The following is a 23,226-nucleotide window of genomic DNA, read 5'->3' as shown; positions in this document are numbered from 1 at the left end:
TCCTCCTGCATTACCTAAATACCATTATAACGCAAGAACAGATGTTTGGCATCATTTTTCTTATCGGATGCTTACAGTTGACACATCACGCCACGAATGCTATGATGGGCGTAGTCACTTTAAAATGTCCAGTCTATGTTACAAGGAGGTGAAACAATGGACGGCAACCCTCGAAGTCGTAAAAACGTCTTCAAAATCTCATATCACAACATGAACCGCGTAGGTACCATGGGATACGACCGGCCGTCTATTGTGCTTTTATAGAAATAGATGGAACTGTCGTTTCTTTTGCGCCGCCTTTCGGGGTGGTTTTTTTTGTGTAATAGGAAAAGTGTTCCTAGAGCGTGTTTGAAAATTGCTTTCTGTCAGAAGTGCGTCACATTTTGTGGGAGATTTGTCCCGAATGAGCGCGGCGTAGTGGGCTACGTTAAGTGAATTCGGGGCAAATCTCCCGCGAAATGGGGCGTGCAGATGGCAGGAATGAATTTTCAAACAGGCTCTAATACACAAAAAAGCCTTTCGGGCAGGGTGCGCACTCCACGTTAAGGAAATATGGCCGCTGGCACGGCCGCGTTCCGGCGCGGGAATCCGGCTGGCCGGATTCTATGTTGTTTTATGGGAACTCTATTATGGAAAGGAGTAATTCCCAATGAAACTCAATCAGAACATTTTCAGATTCAGAAAAAGAAACGCTCAGATTCAGCAGAAACAAAATGAAAGCGAAAAACTTCTTCGTAACTTTGCATTTCTTGATTTAAAAGACTTGTTTGACCATTTTTCCGTCTCCGGCTCGGGGCTGACTGCAAAGCAGGCAGAGCAGCTTCAGGAGGAGTATGGAAAAAATATCATTACAACCGGTCAGAGCAATACCACGCTTCACCGTCTGGTAAACGCGGTTGTCAATCCCTTCAATATTGTGCTGCTTATCATCGCCGTTATCACACTGTTTACAGATGTCATTTACTCCCAGCACCCGGATTACGTTACGGTATGCATTATCCTGTTTTTGGTAATCGTCTCCAGCCTGGTCGCATTTATCCAGGGAGAACGCTCTAACTCGGCGGCGGAAAAGCTTTCGAAGATGATTTCCAACAAGGCCGACGTCCTGCGTGATGGCGTGCAGACGGAAATTCCCATCGAAGACGTCGTTCCCGGAGATATGGTACGGCTTTCCGCCGGCGATATGATTCCGGCCGATATCCGCTTTGTTTTCACGAAAGATGCATTTGTCGCTCAAGGCTCCCTTACCGGGGAATCGAATCCGGTAGAAAAATATGCGGATATCCGTTCAGACAGGGAAGACGCGCTGACCGACCTTCAAAACATCGGTTTTATGGGTACCAACATGGTAAGCGGCAGTGCAACCGGCATCGTCCTAGCCACAAACAACGAAACCTATTTTGGCTCCATGGCGAAATCCCTGTCCGGAGACCGGGCAAAAAACAGCTTTGAACGGGGTGTCGACTCTGTCAGCAGCCTTTTAATCCGGCTCATGCTGGTCATGGTGCCAGTCGTACTGCTCATTAACGGCTTTACAAAGGGAGATTGGGGCGACGCGCTTCTGTTCTCCATCACGATCGCCGTAGGCCTGACTCCGGAGATGCTGCCGGTCATCATGACCTCCACGCTGGCAAAAGGAGCTGTTCTCATGTCAAAGCATCAGGTTATCGTCAAAACCCTGGGAGCCATACAGACCTTTGGCGAAATGGATGTACTCTGCACCGACAAAACCGGCACCTTAACGGAAGACAGAATTATTCTGGAAAAATACATGAACGTAGTGGGGGATGACGATAACCGGACCCTGCGTCACGCATTTCTCAACAGCTATTTCCAGACGGGCCTTAAAAATCTGCTTGATCTGGCCATCATAAACCGTGCTCATGAAAACGGCATTGAAGCCATCTTAAACAGCTACACCCGGTTGGATGAGATCCCCTTTGATTTCTCCCGGCGCAGGATGAGCGTACTCCTGGAAGACCAGAACGGCAAGCAGCAGCTGGTAACCAAGGGAGCCGTGGAGGAGATGCTGGCAATCTGCACCTACGCAGAATGGAACGGCAAAATCCTTAAGCTGGATGAAACACTTTTACAGAAGGTTCGGTCTGTTTACGAACAGCACAACAGGGACGGACTCCGGATGATTGCGGTGGCGCAGAAAAATGATGTGGCAGGCGGGGAATTAAGCGTGGACGATGAGCGGGACCTAGTACTGATTGGTTTCGTAGCTTTTCTGGACCCGCCCAAGGAAAGTGCAAAGGCGGCAGTCACCGCCCTGGACAGCCACGGCGTGCGGACTGTTGTTCTGACAGGCGACAGTGAAGGCGTTGCAGTCAAAGTATGCAGTAAGGTGGGCGTGGAGACTTCCTGCTATCTCACGGGAAAAGAAGTGGAGTCCATGGATGATGCCGCACTGTCAGAGTCGGTGGAACGCTGCAGTATTTTTGCGAAGCTGTCCCCTTCCCAAAAAGAGCGGGTAGTGAAAGCGCTTCAGACCAATGGACACACGGTCGGTTATATGGGTGACGGAATTAATGATGCCCCGCCGCTTCACCAGGCGGACGTAGGTATTTCCGTGGACACCGCTGTAGATATTGCGAAGGAAACCGCGGATATTATCCTGTTGAAGAAAGACCTGATGGTATTGGAGAAAGGCGTGGTGGCCGGCCGGCGGACCTTTGGGAATATCGTCAAATACATTAAAATGGCGGCTTCCGGCAATTTCGGAAATATGATATCGGTGATTGTCGCCTCCCTGTTCCTCCCCTTCCTTCCCATGCTGCCAGTTCAAATACTGACCCAAAACCTGCTTTGTGATTTTTCACAGATGGGTATTCCATTTGACAACGTAGACCTAGAATACTTACAAAAGCCGCGGAAATGGGAAACCCGGTCCATTAAATCCTTCATGGCCTTTATGGGGCCGCTGAGCTCGGTCTTCGACATCCTCTGTTTTGCGGTCATGTGGTGGATCATCAAAGCAAATACGCCGGCTATGGCCCCTCTGTTTCAGTGCGGCTGGTTCGTTTTCGGCACCGTATCCCAGGTCCTGGTCATTCACATGATCCGCAGCGGGAAAGTACCATTTGTACAGAGCATGGCCGCGAAGCCGCTGCTCCTGTCAACCACGATCGTCGCCTTGGCAGCCGTTCTGGTAGGATTCTCTGCTCTGGCCTCCGGTCTGGATATGGCTACCCTGCCGCTTGGATTCCTGCCATGGCTGTTACTCCTTCTTGCAGGTTACTGTCTGTCAACGCAGTTTTTTAAAGCAATTTATATTCGAAGGTTTGGGGAGTGGCTGTAAATTGAAAGACATATCTTTATACAGGCAACGTATAAGAAGTGCGGCTCTATGGTTATTTATTTACCAATAGAGCCGCACTCCCTTTTCATCTCTGTTTTCTCTTTGTCCCCAGTATCGGTTACCATTCTGCCACACTGCCATCCTGATGATGCCACACCGGATTTTTCCAATGATGAGGAGCCCCATTTTCTTCCACCACCAGTTCCCGGTTCACCACAACTCCCAATCCAGGCTTTTGTGGCAGCTTCACATATCCGTTATCAAATGTAAAATCATCCCGATTATGCACATAATCCAAAACACTTTTCCCCACATTATAATGGATTCCTATGCTCTGCTCCTGAATCACTGCATTATAACATACCGCATCCACCTGCAGACATGCAGACAGTGCAATAGGCCCAAGCGGACAGTGAGGGGCAAGTGCCACATCGTAGGCTTCTGCCATGGACGCTACTTTTTTTACCTCTGTCAGCCCGCCCGCATGTGACAGATCCGGCTGAATGATAGAAATACCGCCGGCCTTAAACAACCGTTTGTAATCCCATCTGCTATAGAGACGTTCACCAGTCGCGATAGGGATGCTGCAGCAGGCTGCAATTTCCTTGAAATCCTCCATCTGCTCACAAAGTACTGGCTCCTCTAGAAACATAGGATCGAATTCCTCCAGTTTTTTTGCCAGTACCTTGGCCATAGGTTTATGGACTCTACCATGAAAATCAATAGCAATACCAAAATATTTATCGGTCTGTTCCCGGATTGAAGCTACCCGCTCCAATACTGCATCCACTTTTTTATAGCTGTCAATGTACTGCAGTTCCTCAGTCGCATTCATCTTCACTGCTGTAAATCCCGCTTCTTTACGCTCTCTGGCCGCCTTTCCCACCTCCGCAGGCCGGTCTCCCCCAATCCAGGAATACACCTTCATGCTATGGCGGCAGGGACCTCCCATAAGCTCATAAGCAGGAACTCCATGGTATTTTCCTTTGATATCCCATAAAGCCTGGTCTATACCCGCTATGGCGCTCATAAGCACAGGACCTCCACGGTAGAATGCACCACGGTATAGCAGATTCCAGATATCTTCTATATGCAGAGGATTCAATCCTGTTATATACTCTGCCATTTCCTCGACGCAGGCCTTTACTGTGGCAGCTTTTCCCTCTATTACGGCTTCCCCCCAGCCGGATATTCCTTCATCTGTGAGTACTTCAACAAAACACCACCTTGGCCTTACCAGCCAGGTATGTATCCCCACAATCTTCAAAGCAGTCCCTCCTTTTTCAAAACATCAAGCTGCTCTTTTATATCAGTGGAAATCAGCTCCCATTTCTTTTGCAGAAATAACTCTTCCTTCACCAAAGAACTGCCTATCCCAACACCCACAAAGCCATTTTTTAGATATTCAGCCGCATTTTTTAGACTGACACCTCCCACTGCAACAAAATCTGCCCCCGCCGCCTGAAGTTCTTTCTCAGGAACATTGCGCAGGATTGCTACGATTTTATGCTTCAATACTATTGCTTTCATAATATCCATATTTTTTTCCTCATCCTCTGCCTCTATCTAAGTATACATGTTTCATGATTTAATATCAGTTCCAGATCCTTTGCAGATATAAGTCCTTCAATATCTCCATGGGTCTGTGTAGCCATGGCACCTGCAACAGCGCCCATTTTTCCACATTGTTCAAGACCTTCCCGTTGAAGAATTCCGGCGATAAATCCCGCATTAAAGGCATCTCCTGCCCCAACCGGATCAACAGGACGGCAAGCAAACGGCGAAATATGAGACAGTTGTTTATCGTCACAAACCCAGGCGCCTTCTGCTCCGTTTTTCACAGCCAGATACCGAAGCTTTCCCCCTTTAAAAAGCAGATCAGCCAGCCGCTTCACATCTTCGATTCCATATAAAAATGCTCCTTCTTCCATTCCCATCATCACACATGAACTTTTACTGATCAGGTCTTTCATCATAGGCCTGAATTCTTCATCTTTCCAAAGTTTCTTTCTGATATTAGGATCAAAACAGATCAGAGCTTTTCCATCATCCGCCATATCCATGATATCATATACCATCTGCCTGCAGGTTTTGCTGAGTAGTGGCGTGATACCCGTCAGATGTACGATATCTGCTGTTTGGATCACCGTCTCATCCACATCTTCGGTGCACAGACAGGAGGCGGCAGAACGATCCCGGTAATAATGAACTGCTGTTTCCAAACCAGGACGCATTTCTTTAAACATCACCCCTGTTCTATGATTCTCGTCCACAATAACTCCAGATGTATCCACACCTTCCGCCCTGACCATACGGATCAAAAACTCTCCAAATCCGTCAGCTCCCGTTCTGGTAATAAAAGAAGCGGAATGTCCCAGGCGGCTTATCCCTATGGCAGTATTACTCTCCGCACCTGCAATTCGCATAGAAAAATCGGGACCATAGCGCAAAAGTCCCTGCTCTTTTGGAACCAGAGATACCATAGTCTCTCCAACTGTCACAAATCGGCTCATAGCCCCTCCTTCTACCACTCTCCCATAGAATGGTCATCCTCAAAATAAAGAACCGGATTTGCCCAGTTACCATCATACTGCAGTTCTTTCACAGCATACTCATCCACATCAATTCCAAGTCCGGGACCTTTCGGCACATCGATATACCCCTCCTGTATCACAAATGGATTTTTTAACAGCCCTACCCCTAAGTCCAGCTTTTCTTCATGTGTTGGGTGCTCCTGTGCTGTAAAATTGGATATCGCTGTGTCCAGCTGAAGACATGCTGCGAGAGCTACCGGTCCAAGGGGATTATGGGGTGCTACAGATATATACTGATTAGCCGCCATGGCCGCAATCTTAAGCCCCTGTAAGATTCCTCCGCAATGGCAGAGATCCGGCTGAATAATATGCACTGCCCTTTTGTCAATCAATTCCCGGAAACCAAAGGTGGTAAACAGCCGTTCTCCTGCTGCGATAGGGATAACGGTTTTCTGGCTTACTTCTTTCATTACATCCACATTTTCCGGAAGAACAGGTTCTTCCACAAACATAGGATGATATGGCTCCAGCTCCTTCATCAGCAATGGAGCCATAGCAGGACTGACTCTGCCATGGAAATCAATGGCTATATCCACACAATTTCCGGCGGTCTCTCTCATTACTGCTATTCGGCTGACGATCTCTTCCACCTTCTTCCAGGTATCTACATGTCTGATAGGAGGATTTACCATAGATGTTTTTAATGCTGTAAAACCGTCATCTACTCTTTTTTTCACCCAATACTGCAGTTCCTCTCTTGAGGGATCGTCCTTAAACGGCACTGCATGGGCATACATTCGAACTCGGTCCCTGCATCTGCCGCCTAAAAGCTGCCAGATCGGCACTCCCAGTCTTTTCCCCTTTATATCCCAGAGTGCCTGCTCGATCCCACTGATGGCACTGCATAAGACACCGCCTCCCCGATAGAAACCGCCTCTGTACATCCTGTTATAAAGCGCCTCGATATTGTCTGGATCTTCTCCAATCAGCCATGTGGAAAATACATGGATCATTTCCTCCACCACAGTTGCTTTCCCCTCCAGCGTAGGCTCTCCCCAACCGGTGATCCCTTCATCCGTACTGATTTTCACCAGCATCCACCTCGGACGAACCTGATAAATCTCAACATTTGTAATTTTCATTCTTCACTCATCCCTTCACTGCTCCGGCTGTCATACCAGCTATAATCTGTTTTTGCATCAGCAGATAGAATACTAACATAGGGAACATAACGATGCACATAATGGCCAGCATCACGGACCAGTCCAGGCTGAATTCCCCGATACACTGGTGAAGCTCCAACAGCAGCGTCAGATTCTTTCTGGAACTTAAGAACAGGCTGGAAAGCACGAAATCATTCCAGATCCACATGGTCTGAAATATGATGAGTGTCGCGCTGGCAGGCTTCAAAAGTGGAAAAACCACCTTCCAGAACATCTGCCACGGCCTTGCCCCATCGATCAGCGCTGATTCCTCCATATCTACCGGCATGGAACGGATGAAGCCCTGATACATAAATACTGCAAAGGATACCCCTGCCGCATATACCAGGATGAGTCCCGTCTTCGTATTGATCAGATGCATTTTCTTCATAACAGAAAATATCTGAACAATAAGCACCTGGGTGGGTACCATATAACCGATGAGAAAATAAACCGATAAGAATCTGGTGAGCCGATTATCGAATCTGGTAATTGGATAAGCCGCAAGCCCCCCTAAAACTACGATTAAAAAAACCGATACGATTGTAATAACTGCCGAATTATAAAGGGACTGAAAAAATTTCATTTGCGTAAAAGCTTTTATGTAATTATCTAAAAACAAGGTGTCCGGAAGTCCCCAGGGATCCTTTAGCATCTGGCTGTATGGCTTAAAAGAGTTAAGCACCATATAAATCATGGGACTCAAAAACACCAGTGTAAAGAGAACAAGCAGGATCTGCCAAACTGCCGAAGACCATTTTTTCTTATTCAGCATAAATTTTCCTCTCTCTTTCTGGAAACCCGCAGCTGAATTACTGCAACCACAAGAATCACTGCAAAAAAGACAACTGCCATGGCAGAAGATTTTCCTACCATTTTTTCCCCAATTCCTGTCTGGATAATGAGCTGTGTCATAAATGTGGTCCTGTAACCGGGACCGCCTCCTGTCAGTGCATAAGGCAGCGCATAGATCTTCAGCCCATCTATAATAATCAGCATCATACTGATGGTCATCGCAGGGGCCAAAAGCGGAAATGTTACATAACGGAATATAGCAAAGCCTGATGCACCGTCTATCTTTGCCGCCTCATAATACTCTTCTGAAATCCCCTGAAGCCTGGCCAGATAAATGCAGGCGTGCCAGCCGGTAAGCCTCCAGACATTGGCTATAATAATGGATACCATAGGAAGAAGGCCCTTAGAAAGCCATTTTACAGGTTCTAAACCCAAATTACCCAACAATGCATTCAGTACACCGTTTTTTGTAGGACCGAAAAACAGCTGAAAGATATAACCAATAATCAGTACACTGGGAACTGATGCAAAGAAAAAAGCAGAACGCAGGAAATTTCGGATTCGAAATCCTGCATGAAAAACCAGTGACAACGGTATAGCCAACGCCGTGATGATCACCGCATTAAAGAAACAGAATACAAAGGAATTTCCAAGAGCTGCCATCATAGCCTCTGACTGAAATATCCTGATATAATTTTTCAAACCCACAAAATCAATCTGTTTTGAGTACCCATCCCAGTTTGTAAAAGAATACGCAAAGCTCAGCACAATGGGCACGATGAGAATAACAGTATACAGCAAAAATGCGCCGATAATAAAATAAGTAAATTTCTTAAAAAATCTGGGATTAAGCATATCTATTCCTCCATATTGCAGATAATGCTGCGGCGGAGCATCTTAAACTGCAAAGATTATCTCCATCCGCAGCATTACTACAGCGCTTATTCGTCCTTCAACTCTTTTAACTTGTCCTGCATTTCCTGAATAAAGGTATTGCAGTCAATTTCCTTTAACAACAACTGCTGGCTTCCTGCAATCAGCTGCTGCTGAAGTCCTGTTCCATAGGTATCCCAGTTGCCCTGAGGAATATATACATTGATCTTGCCATCAGAGTATAAACCAGCAACATCCTTGAGAATCGGATCAACATTTGACTCTACTCCATTCATGCCAATCACATATCCATTCATGTCCTGATACAACTGTACAATATCGTCTCTTGAAATGAAATTTAAGAACAACTCCGACTGCTTCTGATACTTTGTCTCTGAACTGATGGCCATGGCACAGTCTACTGCACCGTACACCACTGAAATATCTGTGCCAGTTCCAGGCATAGGGAAGAATCCAATCTCAAATTCAGGATTTAACTTCTGTACCTCCTTCAGATGTCCTGCATGTCCTGCCAGCATACCGGCATTTCCAGTAGCAAACTCGCTGAAAAACTCCTGAGAGCTGACACTGACCAGATCTTCGTCGATGTAACCTGGAAGAATCAGATCCTGATACCATTTTTCGATGTAGGGACCCCAGCCGTCAGCAAATGTCTTCGTTCCATCAATTACTTCCTGATGATAATCCAAATCATTTGCCAGATAATCATTCATAAACGGCCCGAGAAAGCTATCCCAGAACCACTCACCCCGTTCAATGATCGGTCTTGTACCATCTGCCTTTAAAGCTTCGCATACCGTCAGAAACTCATCCCATGTTGCAGGAGCTTTTAACCCAAGCTTCTCAAAAATATCCTTATTGTAAAAATATCCGCCTACCCAGGTTGTCGGCGCAAAACCATAAACCTTACCGCCTTCTTCGTAAGTATTCTTATTAACCTCTACCAGTTTGGATACTGCCTCTGTTCCAGATATATCAGCACAATACCCATTTTTAATCATCTCAGATTTGTTCTCTGCTGCAATATAGAACACATCCGGAATCTCACCTGTAGAAGTCAGTACCTGCATCTTTTCCAGATAATCGGCCACAGGAGCCGCATATTGGAATTCCACTTTAATATCAGGATACTCCTTCTCAAAAGCGTCTAAAATCGGCTGGAACTTTTCCTGTGGATACCAGGATAAGAATGTCAGGGTACAGGGGTCCATTTCTGCCTTTTTAGTCTCGGTGTTCTGACTTTCCTTTACAGCCTCTGTCACTGCCTGTGTCGCTTCTGTCCCCTGTGTTGCGGTTGTTTCCCCCTGATTTCCTGCACATCCTGTCAACCCGCCAAGTAAGGATGCCGCCAGCAGTAAACCAAAAAATCTTTTTTTCATAACATACCTTCTTTCTTTTGTTTTCTGATTAAATTTTAGCATAACGATTTCTGTATGAACATGACTGATACTTTAACTCTTTAGCAAATATTCTTTTCCTCTTTGTCATATCCTACTCTCTTTGCTAAAAACTCTTTTCTCAATATTTTCAGCCTGAATGCATGATGCCATACTACCAGCCATTCTGATACGCCAAAGTATTCTCCCTTTTTCGTATGCCATCTGGTCTGTAAAAAACCCTCATCCTGCGCTCCCCTTGGTCTTCTCTGTCCTTTAATCACCATTCGCCCGTCCGACATGTTATATAAGCTGTTATTCCAAACAGCTTCTGCGCGCTCTCTCCATACCAGATCTCCTGTCAGGCTGCTTAATTTCAGCCATATTTCATAGAAAACAAGCCCATAACAGTCAATATGGTGGTGCTGTACAGATACTGCGGTCCCACCTCTTGTAAGATAGCCCAACTGCCCCAGTATAGAATTTTCAGGAAATACCACATCATAATGGTACTGCCAGGTGGCCAGATAACGGCTCACCACCACCGCACGCTCCAAATCCAGTTCATTTCCCTCTATTTCATAGAGCCGGACCGCAGTCTCCAGCAGCGGTATCGCTGATTCCTTATCTACACAGCAGGTATCCAAAGCCCCCGCTGTAGTATATCCATGTTCCATAAACTCCCTGTAATAAAACTCAAATGCCTTTCTTGCCGCTGCCAGATATTCCGGCTTCTTAAATTCCATGTAAGCACCGCACAACCCGCTTGCCAGATAACATCCTACGGTTCCATCCTGATCTGAACATGTACCATCATTATACCAGGCCTTCCCCAGCTTTCCGTCCTTTCGCTGAACTGACGTAATGAAATCGCAGAGCCGCTGCACTATTGTCAGATAGCTTTTTCTGTCAATTCCGGCTTCCAAAAGTACATGATAAGCTTCCAGATATTCCTCTATGACACTGTACAAATTAGCTGCATCATGTCTTTCATCCCTGTTTTCCGTATCGTCTTTATATTGTAAAACGCGGTCATATCTGCATCGGAACAGCCCATTTGGCAGTACAGCCTTATCAGCCCAGCAATCCAGTACCTTTAACCCCTTTATAAGATCGGAGTTGTCTCCGTCAATCAAAGCTTTGCAGATTAGGGATACGGCCAGTGACGCATGCTGTCCCACCCAGCCAATCTCCAGATAATCTCGTTTCTGCTTCCAGCCTCCATTTTGCCAGGTCAGCCCCATAGCGAAACCAGCCAATTCATTCTCTTCAAAATAAGCGCTGTCCTTTATAAAGGAAAATCCCAGATCCCACACACTTCGCCTGTCCATTACAATCTGGCTTTCTCTTTTTAAATACTCCCACGCTTTTTGTACATATACATCATAATCATACCCCTCTGCAGATGAACGTTTTTTCAGTACCACTACTGCACTCACTCTGATGTTACCACTCTTATTTACATAAGGATCGATATAGTTCCGGTCTTCATAAGTATCTCTCGCACAGTAAATGACCGGCCCCTCCTGTTCCGGAAATAACAGCCTGGCAGTCATCTGTCCTTTTTCTTCTGTAAAGGAGCATGAGGCAGTTAAATTACTGGAAGGCTCTGCCCACATTCCAAATGCAGTCTTCTCGCTCTGACAATACAGTCCCGCCGGTATCCCGGCTCTATGCGAGGCAAACACCCACGGCTCTCCTTCATGAACCAGTCCTTTTGGTTCCAGACCATCTCCCCAGGAATTACCGTGATAAAGGACTCCTGGTATCATATAAAATCCCACCGGCTCCACCAGCTTAAGAGCCATATGTATGGTTTCAAAATCCTCCCTGTCGCATTCCCCGCTAAATACTGTTCTGGTCCAGCAAAAGACCCCCTCCTCCTTTTCTTCCCAGTCATCCCGATAATGAAATCCGGAAAGCGGCTCTGCCACAGCCACTACCCTTCCCTCACAATAAATCTTCTGTTTTTCTACATAAAATAAGCTCATTTCTGTCTTCCTCCTTTTAAGAAGAGTATAAGAAATGAGCCTTCGGCAGGAAATGATGAAAACAACTTTTTCTTGCCTTATCTTATTGTATTTCCATATAAAGTTTTTTATAAGCGGAAGGAGACACACCTACAATCTTGCTGAACGCCCTGGAAAAATGGTACTCACTTGAATAGCCAATGGCCTTAGCGATACCATAATTCGTATTATCCGTGTGTATCAACAATTCCTTCGCCCTGGCAATCCTGACACGGATCACATAGTTCCATACCGACTCACCTGTCTCGTCCTTGTACAGCCTGGAAAGATAACTTTTCGAAATATTAAGAGAATCGGCCAGCACCTCAATGGAAAATGATTCATCAAAGCAGTTATTTCTGATCAAATTCTGTGCATTCGCAATGAGAAGAGCCGTCTTATTTCTGTGGAGTTCCTCCTCATCCAGTTCGCTTAAGCATCTTTCAAAAAGAGCTGAAAGCTGACTGCTGCGGATGATCTGTTTCTGCTCCTCTATTATCGTTTCTAACAGCTTTTCCTTAGGACTTCCCTGAACATAGGTTTTCATCGTAGAAATACACTGCAAAAAAATATGTATAACATCACTGCAGTCAGCATTATTCTTTGCACAGGAATCCAGCCATCCCCTGAACATTTCCTTCAGACGTTCTGTTTCCTGCGCTGCCAGCCATAACAGAATCTGTTCCTGGTTTATCTCCATCCCCCGGGCAATTTCTCTGCATTCCCTCATAATTCCATGAGAAAGATAAACCCCTTCTTCAGTATAAAACAACAAATTCAGAAAACCTTTACTGTCTCTGCAGGCTTCTGACAGAGACCCGGCCTCCTCCACGGTGCTGACACCACAAAGCAGCGTCCTGTCGCGTTCACAGTACTTCTGGCGTATTTGCTCTAAAGCCTTTTTCACTGTTTTCCTGTTCCCCAGATCGCTGCAAAGAAAAAGGGCAAACAGTCCATCTCCTACAAACAGCAGAAAAACCTCTAAATCATCATAAGTCTTCATGTCCTGTTCCAAAAACACGATTTCATTACGAACTACCGCCTGGATACTGGCTACCGCCCAGTAAGAATCCTCTTCCAGCTCCTTTCTTGCCGTTTCCCCTCCATGCTCATAGATCCGAATCAGCTGTTCTTCAACATACTTCCGCTGAAGACTGTCAAGTGAATGCTTTAAATCCCTGATCTGTTCCTGATACTGGCTTCCTGATTCCAGCTTTTTCTGCAGTTCCAACAAACTGCTTAACAGCTCATCCCTGTTAACAGGCTTCAGTAAATAACCATCCACATCAAGCTTCACAGCCTTTTGTGCATATTCAAACTTATCGTATGCACTGAGAATCATGATTTTCACAGATGCGTTGTTCAGACGGATTCTGGTTATAAATTCAATCCCCGATATCTGATCCATACAGATATCCGTAATAATGATATCCGGCTGTTCCCTGTAATATAAGTTCATACCATCTCTGGCATTTTCCGCAGTTCCTACAATGGAAAAGCCATAAAACTCCCAGTCTATGATCTCCTTTAACATTTCAATCATATAACGTTCATCATCTACCAGTAATACCTTTGTCACAGTTCCTTCCCCCCGTTTTAGGCATATGTAACGTCACCGTCGTAAACTGCCCCAGTTCACTGTCTATGCCAAGTCCATAACGATCTCCGTAACGCAGTTTCAGAATAGAGTACACATTATTCAGTCCTATATGTTCACTGACTACAGACATCTGCTCCAGACATCTTCGCAGTTCCTCCAAACGCGCTCCATTCATTCCCTTTCCGTTATCCGTCACGCGAATATACAGTTCCTGGTTCTCCACTACTGCTTGAATTCCGATGACCGCCTTCATAAGTTCTCCTGCAAATCCATGCTTAATGCAGTTCTCTACCACCGGTTCTAAAATCATTCTGGGAATCTCTGCCTGAAGACTATCTTCATCGGCATCGATCTCATAGGTCAGCCTGTTCTCATATCTTAAACTGTAAATATCTAAGTAACATTTGATATATTGAAGCTCATCTCCAAGCCGCACCGTACTCTCACTTCGAAAAGAATATCGCAGGATATAGCTGAGTCCATTGATAATCGTCGTAATATTTTCTGTTTGATGATGATAAGACTGGTACTCGATCAGCTGTAGTGTATTATACAGGAAATGCGGCGACAGCTGATTTGTCAAAACCTGGATCTGTGCATCCTTAGCTTTCAGTTCATATAAATAATTTTCATTAATCAGAGATTCCAGGCGCGTAATCATCTGTTCAATCTCAATGCTGAGTTCATTCACATTCTGTCCGCCTGCATTGTAGCTGTTCTTTCTGTAATCTCCCTGGTTGATCTTCATCTCTCTGATCATAAATGCAATGTTTTTAAGAGGTTTCAATATCAGTCTGGACAGCTGATTAGAAAAGAATGTGATAACGGCCAGCATTCCTGCGATAATTACGATATGAACCATAAATACCTTTTTTAAAAAACTGTTAATGGTTTCATAGGATTCTGCATAATAATAAGTCCATCCTGTCACTTCAGACGTGACACTGGTTACATAATTTCCTCTGGATCTGTTTTTATCGTCCACAACCTCCCCTGCCAAAATCTTCTCATTTCCCTCCTCATACAGAATTTCCCCCTTTTCGTCCCGTATGAGTATCTTGGCCTGTTCTTCCTTTAAATTGTTATTCAAGATATTATTGATAGTTTCAGATTTTAAATCACAGATCACATAACCAATCCGGTTCTGTCCGGATCTAATCGGAAGCACCACGGAATAAACCTCGGAAAAGGAAGCAGACATATAATAATCCGTAGGATGCTGCCCCGTAAAGGTAAGTCCGACTGGTCCTGCACTGCTGTCTGCTAAATATCTGCTGTTAAGGAAATCATAATCGCCAATATACTTATCAGGACTTTCCCTATAAATATTATAGAGATAACCATTTACTCCCACCACAATAATATCATTAATAAAAGATTTGAAAGTCGTAATATTCTGCACAAAATCTTCCAGCTGGTTTACTGTATCCAGCTTTTCCCGATTAGTCATCCCCTGATAATTCTTCAAAACCCTTTGAATACTGCTGTTTCTGGAAATCATGACCATAGGTGTTTTTACATCGTCAAAGTAATAATCGATGGTATTTACCGCATTTATCAGGTTACTGTTCATGTCATCGATAATAATTTTATTATAACGGTTGGACAAATACGCGATCGTTCCGCTGCTGACAGCCAACATAATCATGATAAAGAACAGACTGATTTTTAAACTCAGTTCAAACTGCAGACTGTTTTTTTTCATTTGTGACACCCCCAATTCCATTCCATTGTAAACCAAATTGATGTGTTTCGCAATTTCTAGACATAATTTTCCATATTATTCCTTGATAATAATCTGACAGAACCAGCGGTTATACGAAAAAAGCTGTAATTCAGCCAAATTCCATAGACCTGGAGTTTTGGCTGGATTACAGCTTTTTCTCTATTTGTATTCATATTCCATTCAATTTCTGCTCACTCCAAGAATTCACGAATCCTGGCAGCAATACTATCTGCTGTCAAGCCATACATCTCAAATAAATCAGCGCTGGAGCCGGATCGTCCAAACTCATCTCTCATTCCCATCTTTAGAACTTTGCACGGACAGTGTTCTGTGACGTATTCGCTGACCGCCCCGCCAAGGCCGCCTATCGTGTTATGATCCTCTACAGTAAGAATACATGCTGTATCTGACACCGCAGCCTCTATCGCTTTCCCGTCAATCGGTTTGATGGAATACATATCAACAACCCTTACCCTGATCCCCTCTTTTGTTAGCTGATCTGCTGCGCGAACTGCAAAATCCACCATGCGGCCACAAGCCATAACAGTCAAACGGTCCCCATCTCGAAGCAGTCTGCTTCCTCCCAGTGTAAATTCCATATCCTCCGGGTAATATTCCTGATTGATTTCCCGCCCGAATCTCATATAAAATGGCCCGTCTGTCTCCGCCATCAAACGCGTAAGTTTTGCAGTCATATTTGGAGTGGACGGAGCCAGAACTCTAAGCCCTGGTATTGCGCGCATAATCGCCATATCTTCTATAGCCTGATGTGTCGCGCCGTCAAAACCAGTTTCGAGCCCTGCATGAGTTCCCACTATTTTTACGCTATAACCATTATAACAAATCATATTTCTTACCTGATCAAGCGCCCTCATACTTGTAAATACTGCAAAGGAAGCCACAAACGGAATCATACCGCAGCTCGCTAATCCAGCAGCTATGGATACCATATTTTGCTCTGCAATCCCACATTCAAAAAAACGATCCGGAAAATCCTTAATGAACTCACCATAATTTAGTACATTTATGCAGTCAGAATCTACAACCGTAATCCGTTCATCCTCCATCGCCAGCTTGTGTACCATATTCCCATAAGCAACTCTGTTAGCTATCATATTTTCACCTCCTTAAGTGCGTAAGTTATTGAAATTAGTTCCTCCCTTTCCCAGTTCAGCCAACGCAGCGTCGTACTGTTCTTCTGTCGGTACAGCTCCGTGCCACTCCGCTTTTCCTTCCATAAAAGAAACTCCTTTTCCCTTAACCGTATTGGCAATAATCATAACCGGTTTATCCGGTTCACTCTTCTCTACTTGGCTTTCTTGTGTAACATGATCCAGTATCTCAATAATTTCGGAAATCGAATGACCGTTTATCTCGTAGGTTTTCCAGCCAAACGAGTCGAACTTATCTTTTATATCCCCCAGGGGCATAATCTCTTCATTTGTACCGCTCATCTGCACCTCATTATGGTCCAGAATCGTAATCAAACGATTTAATCGGTACTTTGAAGCAGCCATAGCAGCTTCCCATATCTGTCCTTCTTCAATTTCACCGTCTCCCAGCATACAATACACAAAAAAATCTTTTTTCATCGTCCTTGCAGCAAGAGCCATACCTACTGCGGCCGACAGTCCCTGTCCCAAAGGCCCCGATGACATATCAATTCCCGGCGTCTTAGGATTGGGGGCTCCCTGAAGATGGCTGTCTGCCTGGCGCAGATGACTCATCTCTTCCACGGAAAAAAATCCTCTTTTTGCCAAAGCAGCGTACAAGATCGGTGCCGAGTGCCCCTTACTCAGTACAAAGCGATCCCGATCCTCCCACCCAGGCCGTTCTGGATCTAACCGCATTTTATAAAAATAGAGAACTGCTATTATTTCGGCAGCAGATAGACAGCCTCCAATATGACCGGATTTCGCCCTGTATACAGATTCAATTGTTTCTATTCTGAGCTGATTTGCAATTGTTTTTAATTTCATCATATCATACATCGCTGTTACTCCTTTCCTCCAGCAATTGCTCTAAAGCCAGTGCACTTGCTTTTGCAGCAAATTCCGGATAATCCCATTTTTCATTTACCTCTGCGGTAATCCAGCCATTATATCCAATCTCGTGCAAGGCCTGCATCACTTTCACAAAATCAATGTCTCCGCTAAGCAAATTCACAAACCCCTGAACCGAGAAGCAGCCTTTTCTAAAATCTTTTACGTGAACCCGTTTAATGCGGGACCCCAGAATCCGGATCCATTGTTCCGGATACCCGGAGGGCTGTACATTGCCAACGTCAAAATACACCTGTACATAGTTGGAACCTATCTCATCAATAAACTGCCGCATTTCTAACGGTGACATTAAAAAATGGTTCCAGACATTTTCAATTCCCACCGTCACTCCCACCCTCTCAGCGATAGGAGCAATCTCCTCAAATGCCCGTAGGGAACGTTCATATGCTGTATTATAATCAATGATTTCCAGACCCGGATGATAGTCCTCTTCTTTATGAGTTCGGAAGGAGGGGTGAATTTCGTCAGAAATAAAGTCTGCTGTTACGAAGCCCGGCAGGGCTAATGCCACCTCGGAATTAAGCTCAGCTGCTATATAAAGCTGTTTTCGCAGCATCTCTCCGGCTTTTTTTCGTATCTGAGCATCATCGCTGGTGAAAGAGCATTTCCAGTTTAAACTGCTGCTTACTGAAATAATTTCTATCCCGGTCTCCTTCGCCGCCTGCCGGATCGTCATCAATTCTTCTTTCCTGCAATCCGGCTGCAGTTCCCCTTTTTCAACAATTACAAGTTCTATTCCCTCAAATCCCAATCTCTTTGCAAATTCCATCTTCTCCCTTAAATTCAACGTATGTGGAAGCGCCCAGTAATGGATACCTTTTTTCATATGCCCCTCCCTATCAGCCATGAATACACTTAATCACGAATCACTGCAGCAATCAATAGAATAGCGATTTATTGAAAACTCCGGCGTTATCGCCTTTGCGGAGGCTGCTGCTAACAAGCCAAGATTCTTAATATCGCTTAAGGAGCACGTCTCCACAGGTGAGTGAGTATATCTGGCCGGGTAGCCGAGATCCAGACAAGCCACTCCCTCATTTTCCATCTGTACGTAGGCTGATTCCGTTATAATTCCAAGAGATGCAAACCGCTGATGGGGGATATTTTCTCTCAAAGCACACTCCTCAGCAAGTCTGGCCAGACCTTCATGGGGAATCATCCCATTTAAAGTTCCTCTCCCATGAAAATTATAAAAATTAATTGTCGGCCCTTTGCCAAGTGCATTCTGATATTTCGTTTTTAAATCCGGAGTATCTCCTGCAAGAACCACATCCAGCCCCATAGCCACCTCCGGTTTTAACCTTCTGGCTGCAAATGCAGCGCCTCGAATATTAAACTCCTCCCAAACGGTACCGACGAAATGCACAGTTGAGGACGGCCTGTCTTCCCATAAACTCTCGGCGGCAAGAACCAGTGCGGTCAGCCCGCCACGGTCATCTAAAGCAGTACCACTTACTTTATCTCCTGCAAGAGGTTGAAAAGACGGTTCATAAATGGCAGGACAACCAACATCCACTCCCAGCGCCCTTACCTCCTGCTCTGATGCGGCTCCAATATCGACATAAAGATTCGTCACCATATCGACCTTGTATTTTTCTTCTGCTGAAGCCGCATGATGTGCTTTGTTTCCAATCAAACCAGGTATGAAATCACCATGCACCGTACGTATCCATAAACGCAGTGCAGGCAACACCTTTTCCGGTATCCCCCCTAATCTGTCCAACTGGATATAGCCATCCGGTTCAATTCTTCTTACAATAAATCCCAGTTGGTCTAAATGGGCGTACATCATCACCGAAGGTGATTCAGGATCTGTACCGTCTAGCGTGGCCATCACATTCCCCATACGGTCTAACATGATACGGTCAACAAACGGGCGTATTTTACTGGAAAATACCTCTGCAGCTCGTTTTTCGTAACCGGATGGAGCCGGTGCCAGACAAAGTTCTTTTAACACCTCTTCTGCATTCATTCTATTCCTCCTTAAGTTCCTTAAGCATTTCCAGCGGATCAGGGCTCTGAAATACCAGGCGGCCTAAGACTGCCCCATGAACACCTGCTCTTTCAAGTTCCTGAAGTGTTTCCCTGGTCACGCCTCCATCTGCATACAATTCTACTCCTGCCGGAATAGTTCCTGCTAAGCGGATTAAGCGTTCCACTGCAGGTCCATATACTTTTTCTTCTAAATAATCAGGCTCCGATGTCATGAGGAGCAGCTGATCCATATTTTCCAGAAAGGGATTTACTGCTTCTACTGGCGTTTTTATATTGACAGCCAGCCCCGTCTCCAATCCAAGTGCACGGCAGTGATTGAGAAAATAAAGTGGATAGTCAAGCGCTTCCAAGTGGGCTATCACAGAATCCACTCCGCAGGCGGCGAGACCGTCTAAATACGATTCTGGATGAGTTACCATTAAATGTACCTGAATATACCTTTTCCCTGCTTCTTTACATATCGCCCTGACAGTCTTCATTCCAAACGTAATATTGGGAACGAAGTTTCCATCCTCGATATCTATATGCAGATAAGGCCATGCCTCCAGATTCTTTAAGACCTCCCCTGCTGCCAAAGGATCGGCTGATGCAATTGATGGCATCAGTTTCATTACTTTGTCCTCCTTATTGATATGCCTTTTCCCACTTACCACCATCTGATCTGCTCAGTCACATATTTTCTTAACTCAACAAATTGGGGATCCGTAAAGTCTCTCGGCCTCGCTAAGTCAACAATCAGTTCTTCTTTAATCGCAGCCGGCTTATTGGTCAGGATAATAATCCTGTCTGCAAGATAGACCGCTTCTTCAATATTATGAGTGATAAAAAGAACCGTACTTTCAAATTTTTTCCATAACCTGATCACTTCATCTTCCAGATAATAGCGCATTTTAATATCCATCTGTCCATAAGGCTCGTCCATCAAGAGCAGATCCGGATACAGGGCAAAACTTCGCCCGATTACGATTCGCTGTTCACTACTGGTAGATAATTGATGAGGATATTGTTTTCGGAACTTGGTAAGCCCTACCAATGAAAGAATTTCTTCTGTTCTTCGATAGATTTCCTCTTTAGGGAGCTTTTTCAATTTCATACCAAACATGATATTCTCTTCCACGGTAAGCCAGGGAATAGCAGATGGCTCCTGAAATGCAAAGGAAATATTATGTATCCTTGGATCCGCCGTTTTCCCGTCAATTAAAATTTCTCCCGATGTTGGTTCAATAAGCTGTGTTAGTAAATTTAAAAATGTTGTCTTTCCGCAGCCTGTAGGCCCTACTACACAGATAAATTCTCCTTTCTTTACTTTAAATGAAATATGATCCAGAACCTTTAAATCTCCGAAGTTTTTGGTAAGCTCTTTCACTTCAATTTTATAATTTTCTGTCATATACTGCACCCTTTTTCTATATTGACAAATCCGTGTTTTCTGAAATCTCACGGCGCATCTGCAAAAACCTACAGTCCATCATGTCTCTGGGGCGCGGTAAATCAACTTGATACACCTGCTTCACTCTTGCTGGACACTCCGTAAGAAGGATAATCCGGTCTCCCAGCATCAATGCCTCCTCAATATTATTTGTGACAAATAAAATAGTTCTCTTCTCCTGCTCCCAGATTCGCGCAATTTCCTCTTCCATATTATATCGGGTCTGTGCATCCAACTGTCCAAACGGTTCATCTAAAAGCAATATCTGTGGGTCATTTGCATAAGCTCTCGCAATTCCGACTCTCTGCTTCATACCACCGGATAAATGCTTTGGCAGATGCTCTTCAAAGCCATGCAGCCCCACCAGATCAATGTAATGCTGAGCCTTTTCCCGTCGTTCACGCTTCGGTATTCCACGCATTTTAGGTCCCAGTTCTACATTTTCCATAACGGTTTTCCACGGAAGTGTCCCAATCTTTTGAAATACCATTCCCATATCTGGATTTGGCCCCACCACATTCTTACCGTCTAAACAAATATTTCCGTAATCGGGCTGCATTAGACCGGCAATCATATTTAAAATGACCGTCTTCCCGCAGTGACCAGGTCCCAGCAGGATCAGAAACTCATTATCCCGTACCGTAAGTGACAGTTCCCTCACCACCTCATGGTTCTTTCCGTTTTCCATGGAAAAGCATTTGCTTATATTCTGTATATCTAATCTGATTTTATATTCTCGCTCCATGGACATATCCGCCTTTCAAGAAGATCCGTGAAAATAGAAATTACAGTTCCAACAATAGCGATAACAATCATGCCAACCATAATAAGCGGAACATCAAAGGCATCCTGTCCTCTGGTAATCAAAAATCCCAGTCCTGCCTTAGCCCCTATCATCTCAGCCGCAAGAACGACCATTAGTCCGCCACTTGTAGCAGTTCTAAAGCCTGCAAATATCGACTGCATAGCCGATGGCAGCGCAATTTCGGTAAGCAATTTTCTATCATTCGCATGGAACATTCTTCCTACGTCAAGGTATAATGGCTCCACTAAACGAATCCCGGTCGCGGTATTGACTACCACCGGTGTAAAGGTCCCAATAAATACAATAATAACTTTGGGAAACTCCCCAATACCAAACCACATAACAATCAAAGGAAGCCATGCGATCGGCGGAATGGGGCGAATAAATTCAAAAAGAGTACCGAAAATAGCATTAAAGGTTTTATTCCATCCGATTAATATACCGAACGGTATCCCAATCCCCAGAGAAAATATCAATGCTAAAAAAATACGTTTTAAACTCGCTAAAATATGCCCAAAGATCAGATATCCATTAATTGGCTTTTCGAAAGTTTTAACAAATCGTTTCATTACCAGATCTGGCCCAGGTACAAGATCCGAATTCCCTCTGGAAATCTGAACCCATAAGAGAAATAACAAAACCAATGACAATGCAGGCGCTATCGTATAAACAATATGTCCGAAACTCTTTTTCCAACCTGTAACTTTTTTCATCAGACAGTCCTCCATTTCACAAAAATATGCTCCAGCTTTGTGAATATCCACGAGAACGAAAAACCCAGGATTCCAATTGTAACCATTCCTAATACAATGATATCAACTCTCCCAAACTGCCGTCCCATATTAATCATATAACCAAGTCCGGCATTAGCAGCCAGCAGCTCTGCCGCTACCAATGTGCTCCATGCGGAGTTAAGTGCAATTCGTATTCCTGCAAAAGTCATGGGCAGAGAAGAGGGAATCCCTATTTTCAGAAATATCGTAAAGTCTGATGCCCCATACGTTTTCGCAACATTAATCAAAGTCCGATTAGTACTTTTGATTCCCGCTGTGGCATTAATTACACATGGGACAAAAGATGCAAAAAATATAATCATCGCTTTGGCCTCAAGGCCAATCCCAACCCACAGAATGGTCAGGGGAATCCACGCAATTGGGGGGATTGGGCGCATTATCTCAAATATAGGGCGAACAAAACGGCTGACTGTCCTATACCAGCCCATAAGCCAGCCCAAAGGAACCCCAATCACAATTGCGAGAAGCAGCCCACTGCATGCAACCTTTAAGCTGACCAGGATATTCGTCTGCAGCAGAGAACCATCCGGACTTTTATTATTCAGTTTATCAAACAAAGCCGCAAATACCTTTGTCGGCGCAGGCAGAATTTTATCTGATAGTATCCCGGCAGTAACAAGGCCCTGCCAGATGAGCAGAAAAGTCAGAACGCTGAGTACGGAGATTACCGCATACCGGTCTAAGATTTTTTTCATAATCT

General features: G+C 44.7%; 21 protein-coding genes. 1 reads left to right on the top strand and 20 read right to left on the bottom strand.

Translation table 11 applies throughout. The annotated features are described in order from the left end of the window. Positions 1-258: 258 nt before the first annotated feature. Positions 259-492 (bottom strand): DUF6783 domain-containing protein, encoded by a 234-nt coding sequence (locus H8S75_RS33435; RefSeq protein ID WP_432764204.1) that lies wholly within the window; start codon positions 490-492, stop codon positions 259-261. 157 nt (positions 493-649) lie between these two features. Between H8S75_RS33435 and mgtA the strand changes: the two genes are divergently transcribed. Then, the gene (gene mgtA / locus H8S75_RS26610) at positions 650-3,304 is read left to right on the top strand and encodes a magnesium-translocating P-type ATPase (RefSeq protein WP_187024115.1); all 2,655 of its coding nucleotides are present in this window, start codon (positions 650-652) and stop codon (positions 3,302-3,304) included. Between the two features lie 118 nt (positions 3,305-3,422). Here mgtA and dgoD (H8S75_RS26605) read toward each other — a convergent pair whose 3' ends face one another. The 19 genes from dgoD (H8S75_RS26605) to H8S75_RS26515 all read right to left on the bottom strand — a co-directional run bounded on the left by dgoD (H8S75_RS26605) (position 3,423) and on the right by H8S75_RS26515 (position 23,221). Continuing rightward, complete coding sequence (dgoD, locus tag H8S75_RS26605; protein ID WP_432764205.1) at positions 3,423-4,562, bottom strand: galactonate dehydratase; 1,140 nt, start codon at positions 4,560-4,562, stop codon at positions 3,423-3,425. 5 nt (positions 4,563-4,567) lie between these two features. After that, a complete protein-coding gene (locus H8S75_RS26600) occupies positions 4,568-4,843 on the bottom strand; it encodes a beta/alpha barrel domain-containing protein (protein ID WP_187024113.1) in 276 nt (91 codons plus the stop codon). A gap of 23 nt (positions 4,844-4,866) precedes the next feature. Continuing rightward, the gene (locus H8S75_RS26595; protein WP_187024112.1) at positions 4,867-5,817 is read right to left on the bottom strand and encodes a sugar kinase; all 951 of its coding nucleotides are present in this window, start codon (positions 5,815-5,817) and stop codon (positions 4,867-4,869) included. 11 nt (positions 5,818-5,828) lie between these two features. Continuing rightward, the gene (gene dgoD, locus H8S75_RS26590; protein ID WP_187024111.1) at positions 5,829-6,980 is read right to left on the bottom strand and encodes a galactonate dehydratase; all 1,152 of its coding nucleotides are present in this window, start codon (positions 6,978-6,980) and stop codon (positions 5,829-5,831) included. 7 nt (positions 6,981-6,987) lie between these two features. Further along, positions 6,988-7,815 carry a carbohydrate ABC transporter permease gene (locus H8S75_RS26585; protein ID WP_187024110.1) on the bottom strand — a complete coding sequence of 276 codons (828 nt, stop codon included), beginning with the start codon at positions 7,813-7,815 and terminating at the stop codon, positions 6,988-6,990. After that, a complete protein-coding gene (locus H8S75_RS26580; RefSeq protein ID WP_187024109.1) occupies positions 7,809-8,690 on the bottom strand; it encodes a carbohydrate ABC transporter permease in 882 nt (293 codons plus the stop codon). The genes H8S75_RS26585 and H8S75_RS26580 overlap by 7 nt, the downstream gene beginning before the upstream one ends. Before the next feature lie 86 nt (positions 8,691-8,776). Then, on the bottom strand, positions 8,777-10,108 hold the full coding sequence (locus H8S75_RS26575) for an ABC transporter substrate-binding protein (protein WP_187024108.1): 1,332 nt from the start codon (positions 10,106-10,108) through the stop codon (positions 8,777-8,779). 80 nt (positions 10,109-10,188) lie between these two features. Continuing rightward, on the bottom strand, positions 10,189-12,096 hold the full coding sequence (locus tag H8S75_RS26570; RefSeq protein ID WP_187024107.1) for a hypothetical protein: 1,908 nt from the start codon (positions 12,094-12,096) through the stop codon (positions 10,189-10,191). A gap of 82 nt (positions 12,097-12,178) precedes the next feature. Continuing rightward, on the bottom strand, positions 12,179-13,693 hold the full coding sequence (locus H8S75_RS26565; RefSeq protein ID WP_187024106.1) for a response regulator transcription factor: 1,515 nt from the start codon (positions 13,691-13,693) through the stop codon (positions 12,179-12,181). Further along, positions 13,668-15,419 (bottom strand): cache domain-containing sensor histidine kinase, encoded by a 1,752-nt coding sequence (locus H8S75_RS26560; RefSeq protein ID WP_187024105.1) that lies wholly within the window; start codon positions 15,417-15,419, stop codon positions 13,668-13,670. Before H8S75_RS26560 ends, H8S75_RS26565 begins: the two co-directional genes overlap by 26 nt. A 212-nt stretch (positions 15,420-15,631) precedes the next feature. Beyond that, on the bottom strand, positions 15,632-16,555 hold the full coding sequence (locus H8S75_RS26555) for a transketolase family protein (protein WP_187024104.1): 924 nt from the start codon (positions 16,553-16,555) through the stop codon (positions 15,632-15,634). Positions 16,556-16,567: 12 nt separating this feature from the next. After that, positions 16,568-17,431: a transketolase gene (locus H8S75_RS26550; RefSeq protein ID WP_187024103.1), complete on the bottom strand. Its 864-nt coding sequence runs from the start codon at positions 17,429-17,431 to the stop codon at positions 16,568-16,570. Then, a complete protein-coding gene (locus H8S75_RS26545) occupies positions 17,424-18,329 on the bottom strand; it encodes a sugar phosphate isomerase/epimerase family protein (protein ID WP_187024102.1) in 906 nt (301 codons plus the stop codon). The genes H8S75_RS26550 and H8S75_RS26545 overlap by 8 nt, the downstream gene beginning before the upstream one ends. 33 nt (positions 18,330-18,362) lie before the next feature. Continuing rightward, positions 18,363-19,475: a M42 family metallopeptidase gene (locus H8S75_RS26540; protein WP_187024101.1), complete on the bottom strand. Its 1,113-nt coding sequence runs from the start codon at positions 19,473-19,475 to the stop codon at positions 18,363-18,365. A 1-nt stretch (position 19,476) separates the two neighbouring features. After that, positions 19,477-20,109 (bottom strand): ribulose-phosphate 3-epimerase, encoded by a 633-nt coding sequence (locus H8S75_RS26535; protein ID WP_187024100.1) that lies wholly within the window; start codon positions 20,107-20,109, stop codon positions 19,477-19,479. A gap of 35 nt (positions 20,110-20,144) precedes the next feature. Continuing rightward, entirely contained in the window at positions 20,145-20,888 is a 744-nt protein-coding gene (locus H8S75_RS26530) for an ABC transporter ATP-binding protein (protein ID WP_055659290.1), read from the bottom strand. A gap of 16 nt (positions 20,889-20,904) precedes the next feature. Next, positions 20,905-21,672: an ABC transporter ATP-binding protein gene (locus H8S75_RS26525; RefSeq protein ID WP_117623199.1), complete on the bottom strand. Its 768-nt coding sequence runs from the start codon at positions 21,670-21,672 to the stop codon at positions 20,905-20,907. Next, entirely contained in the window at positions 21,645-22,445 is an 801-nt protein-coding gene (locus H8S75_RS26520; protein WP_187024099.1) for an ABC transporter permease, read from the bottom strand. Before H8S75_RS26520 ends, H8S75_RS26525 begins: the two co-directional genes overlap by 28 nt. Next, positions 22,445-23,221, bottom strand: a complete 777-nt coding sequence (locus H8S75_RS26515; protein WP_187024098.1) for an ABC transporter permease — start codon at positions 23,219-23,221, stop codon at positions 22,445-22,447. The genes H8S75_RS26520 and H8S75_RS26515 overlap by 1 nt, the downstream gene beginning before the upstream one ends. Positions 23,222-23,226 lie beyond the last annotated feature (5 nt).

The sequence above is a fragment of the Hungatella hominis genome (assembly GCF_014288005.1).
In the GTDB taxonomy this organism is placed as follows: Bacteria; Bacillota; Clostridia; order Lachnospirales; family Lachnospiraceae; genus Hungatella; species Hungatella effluvii.
Note: the sequence above shows the minus strand (reverse complement) of the source record. Positions and strands in the feature narration are given on the sequence as shown.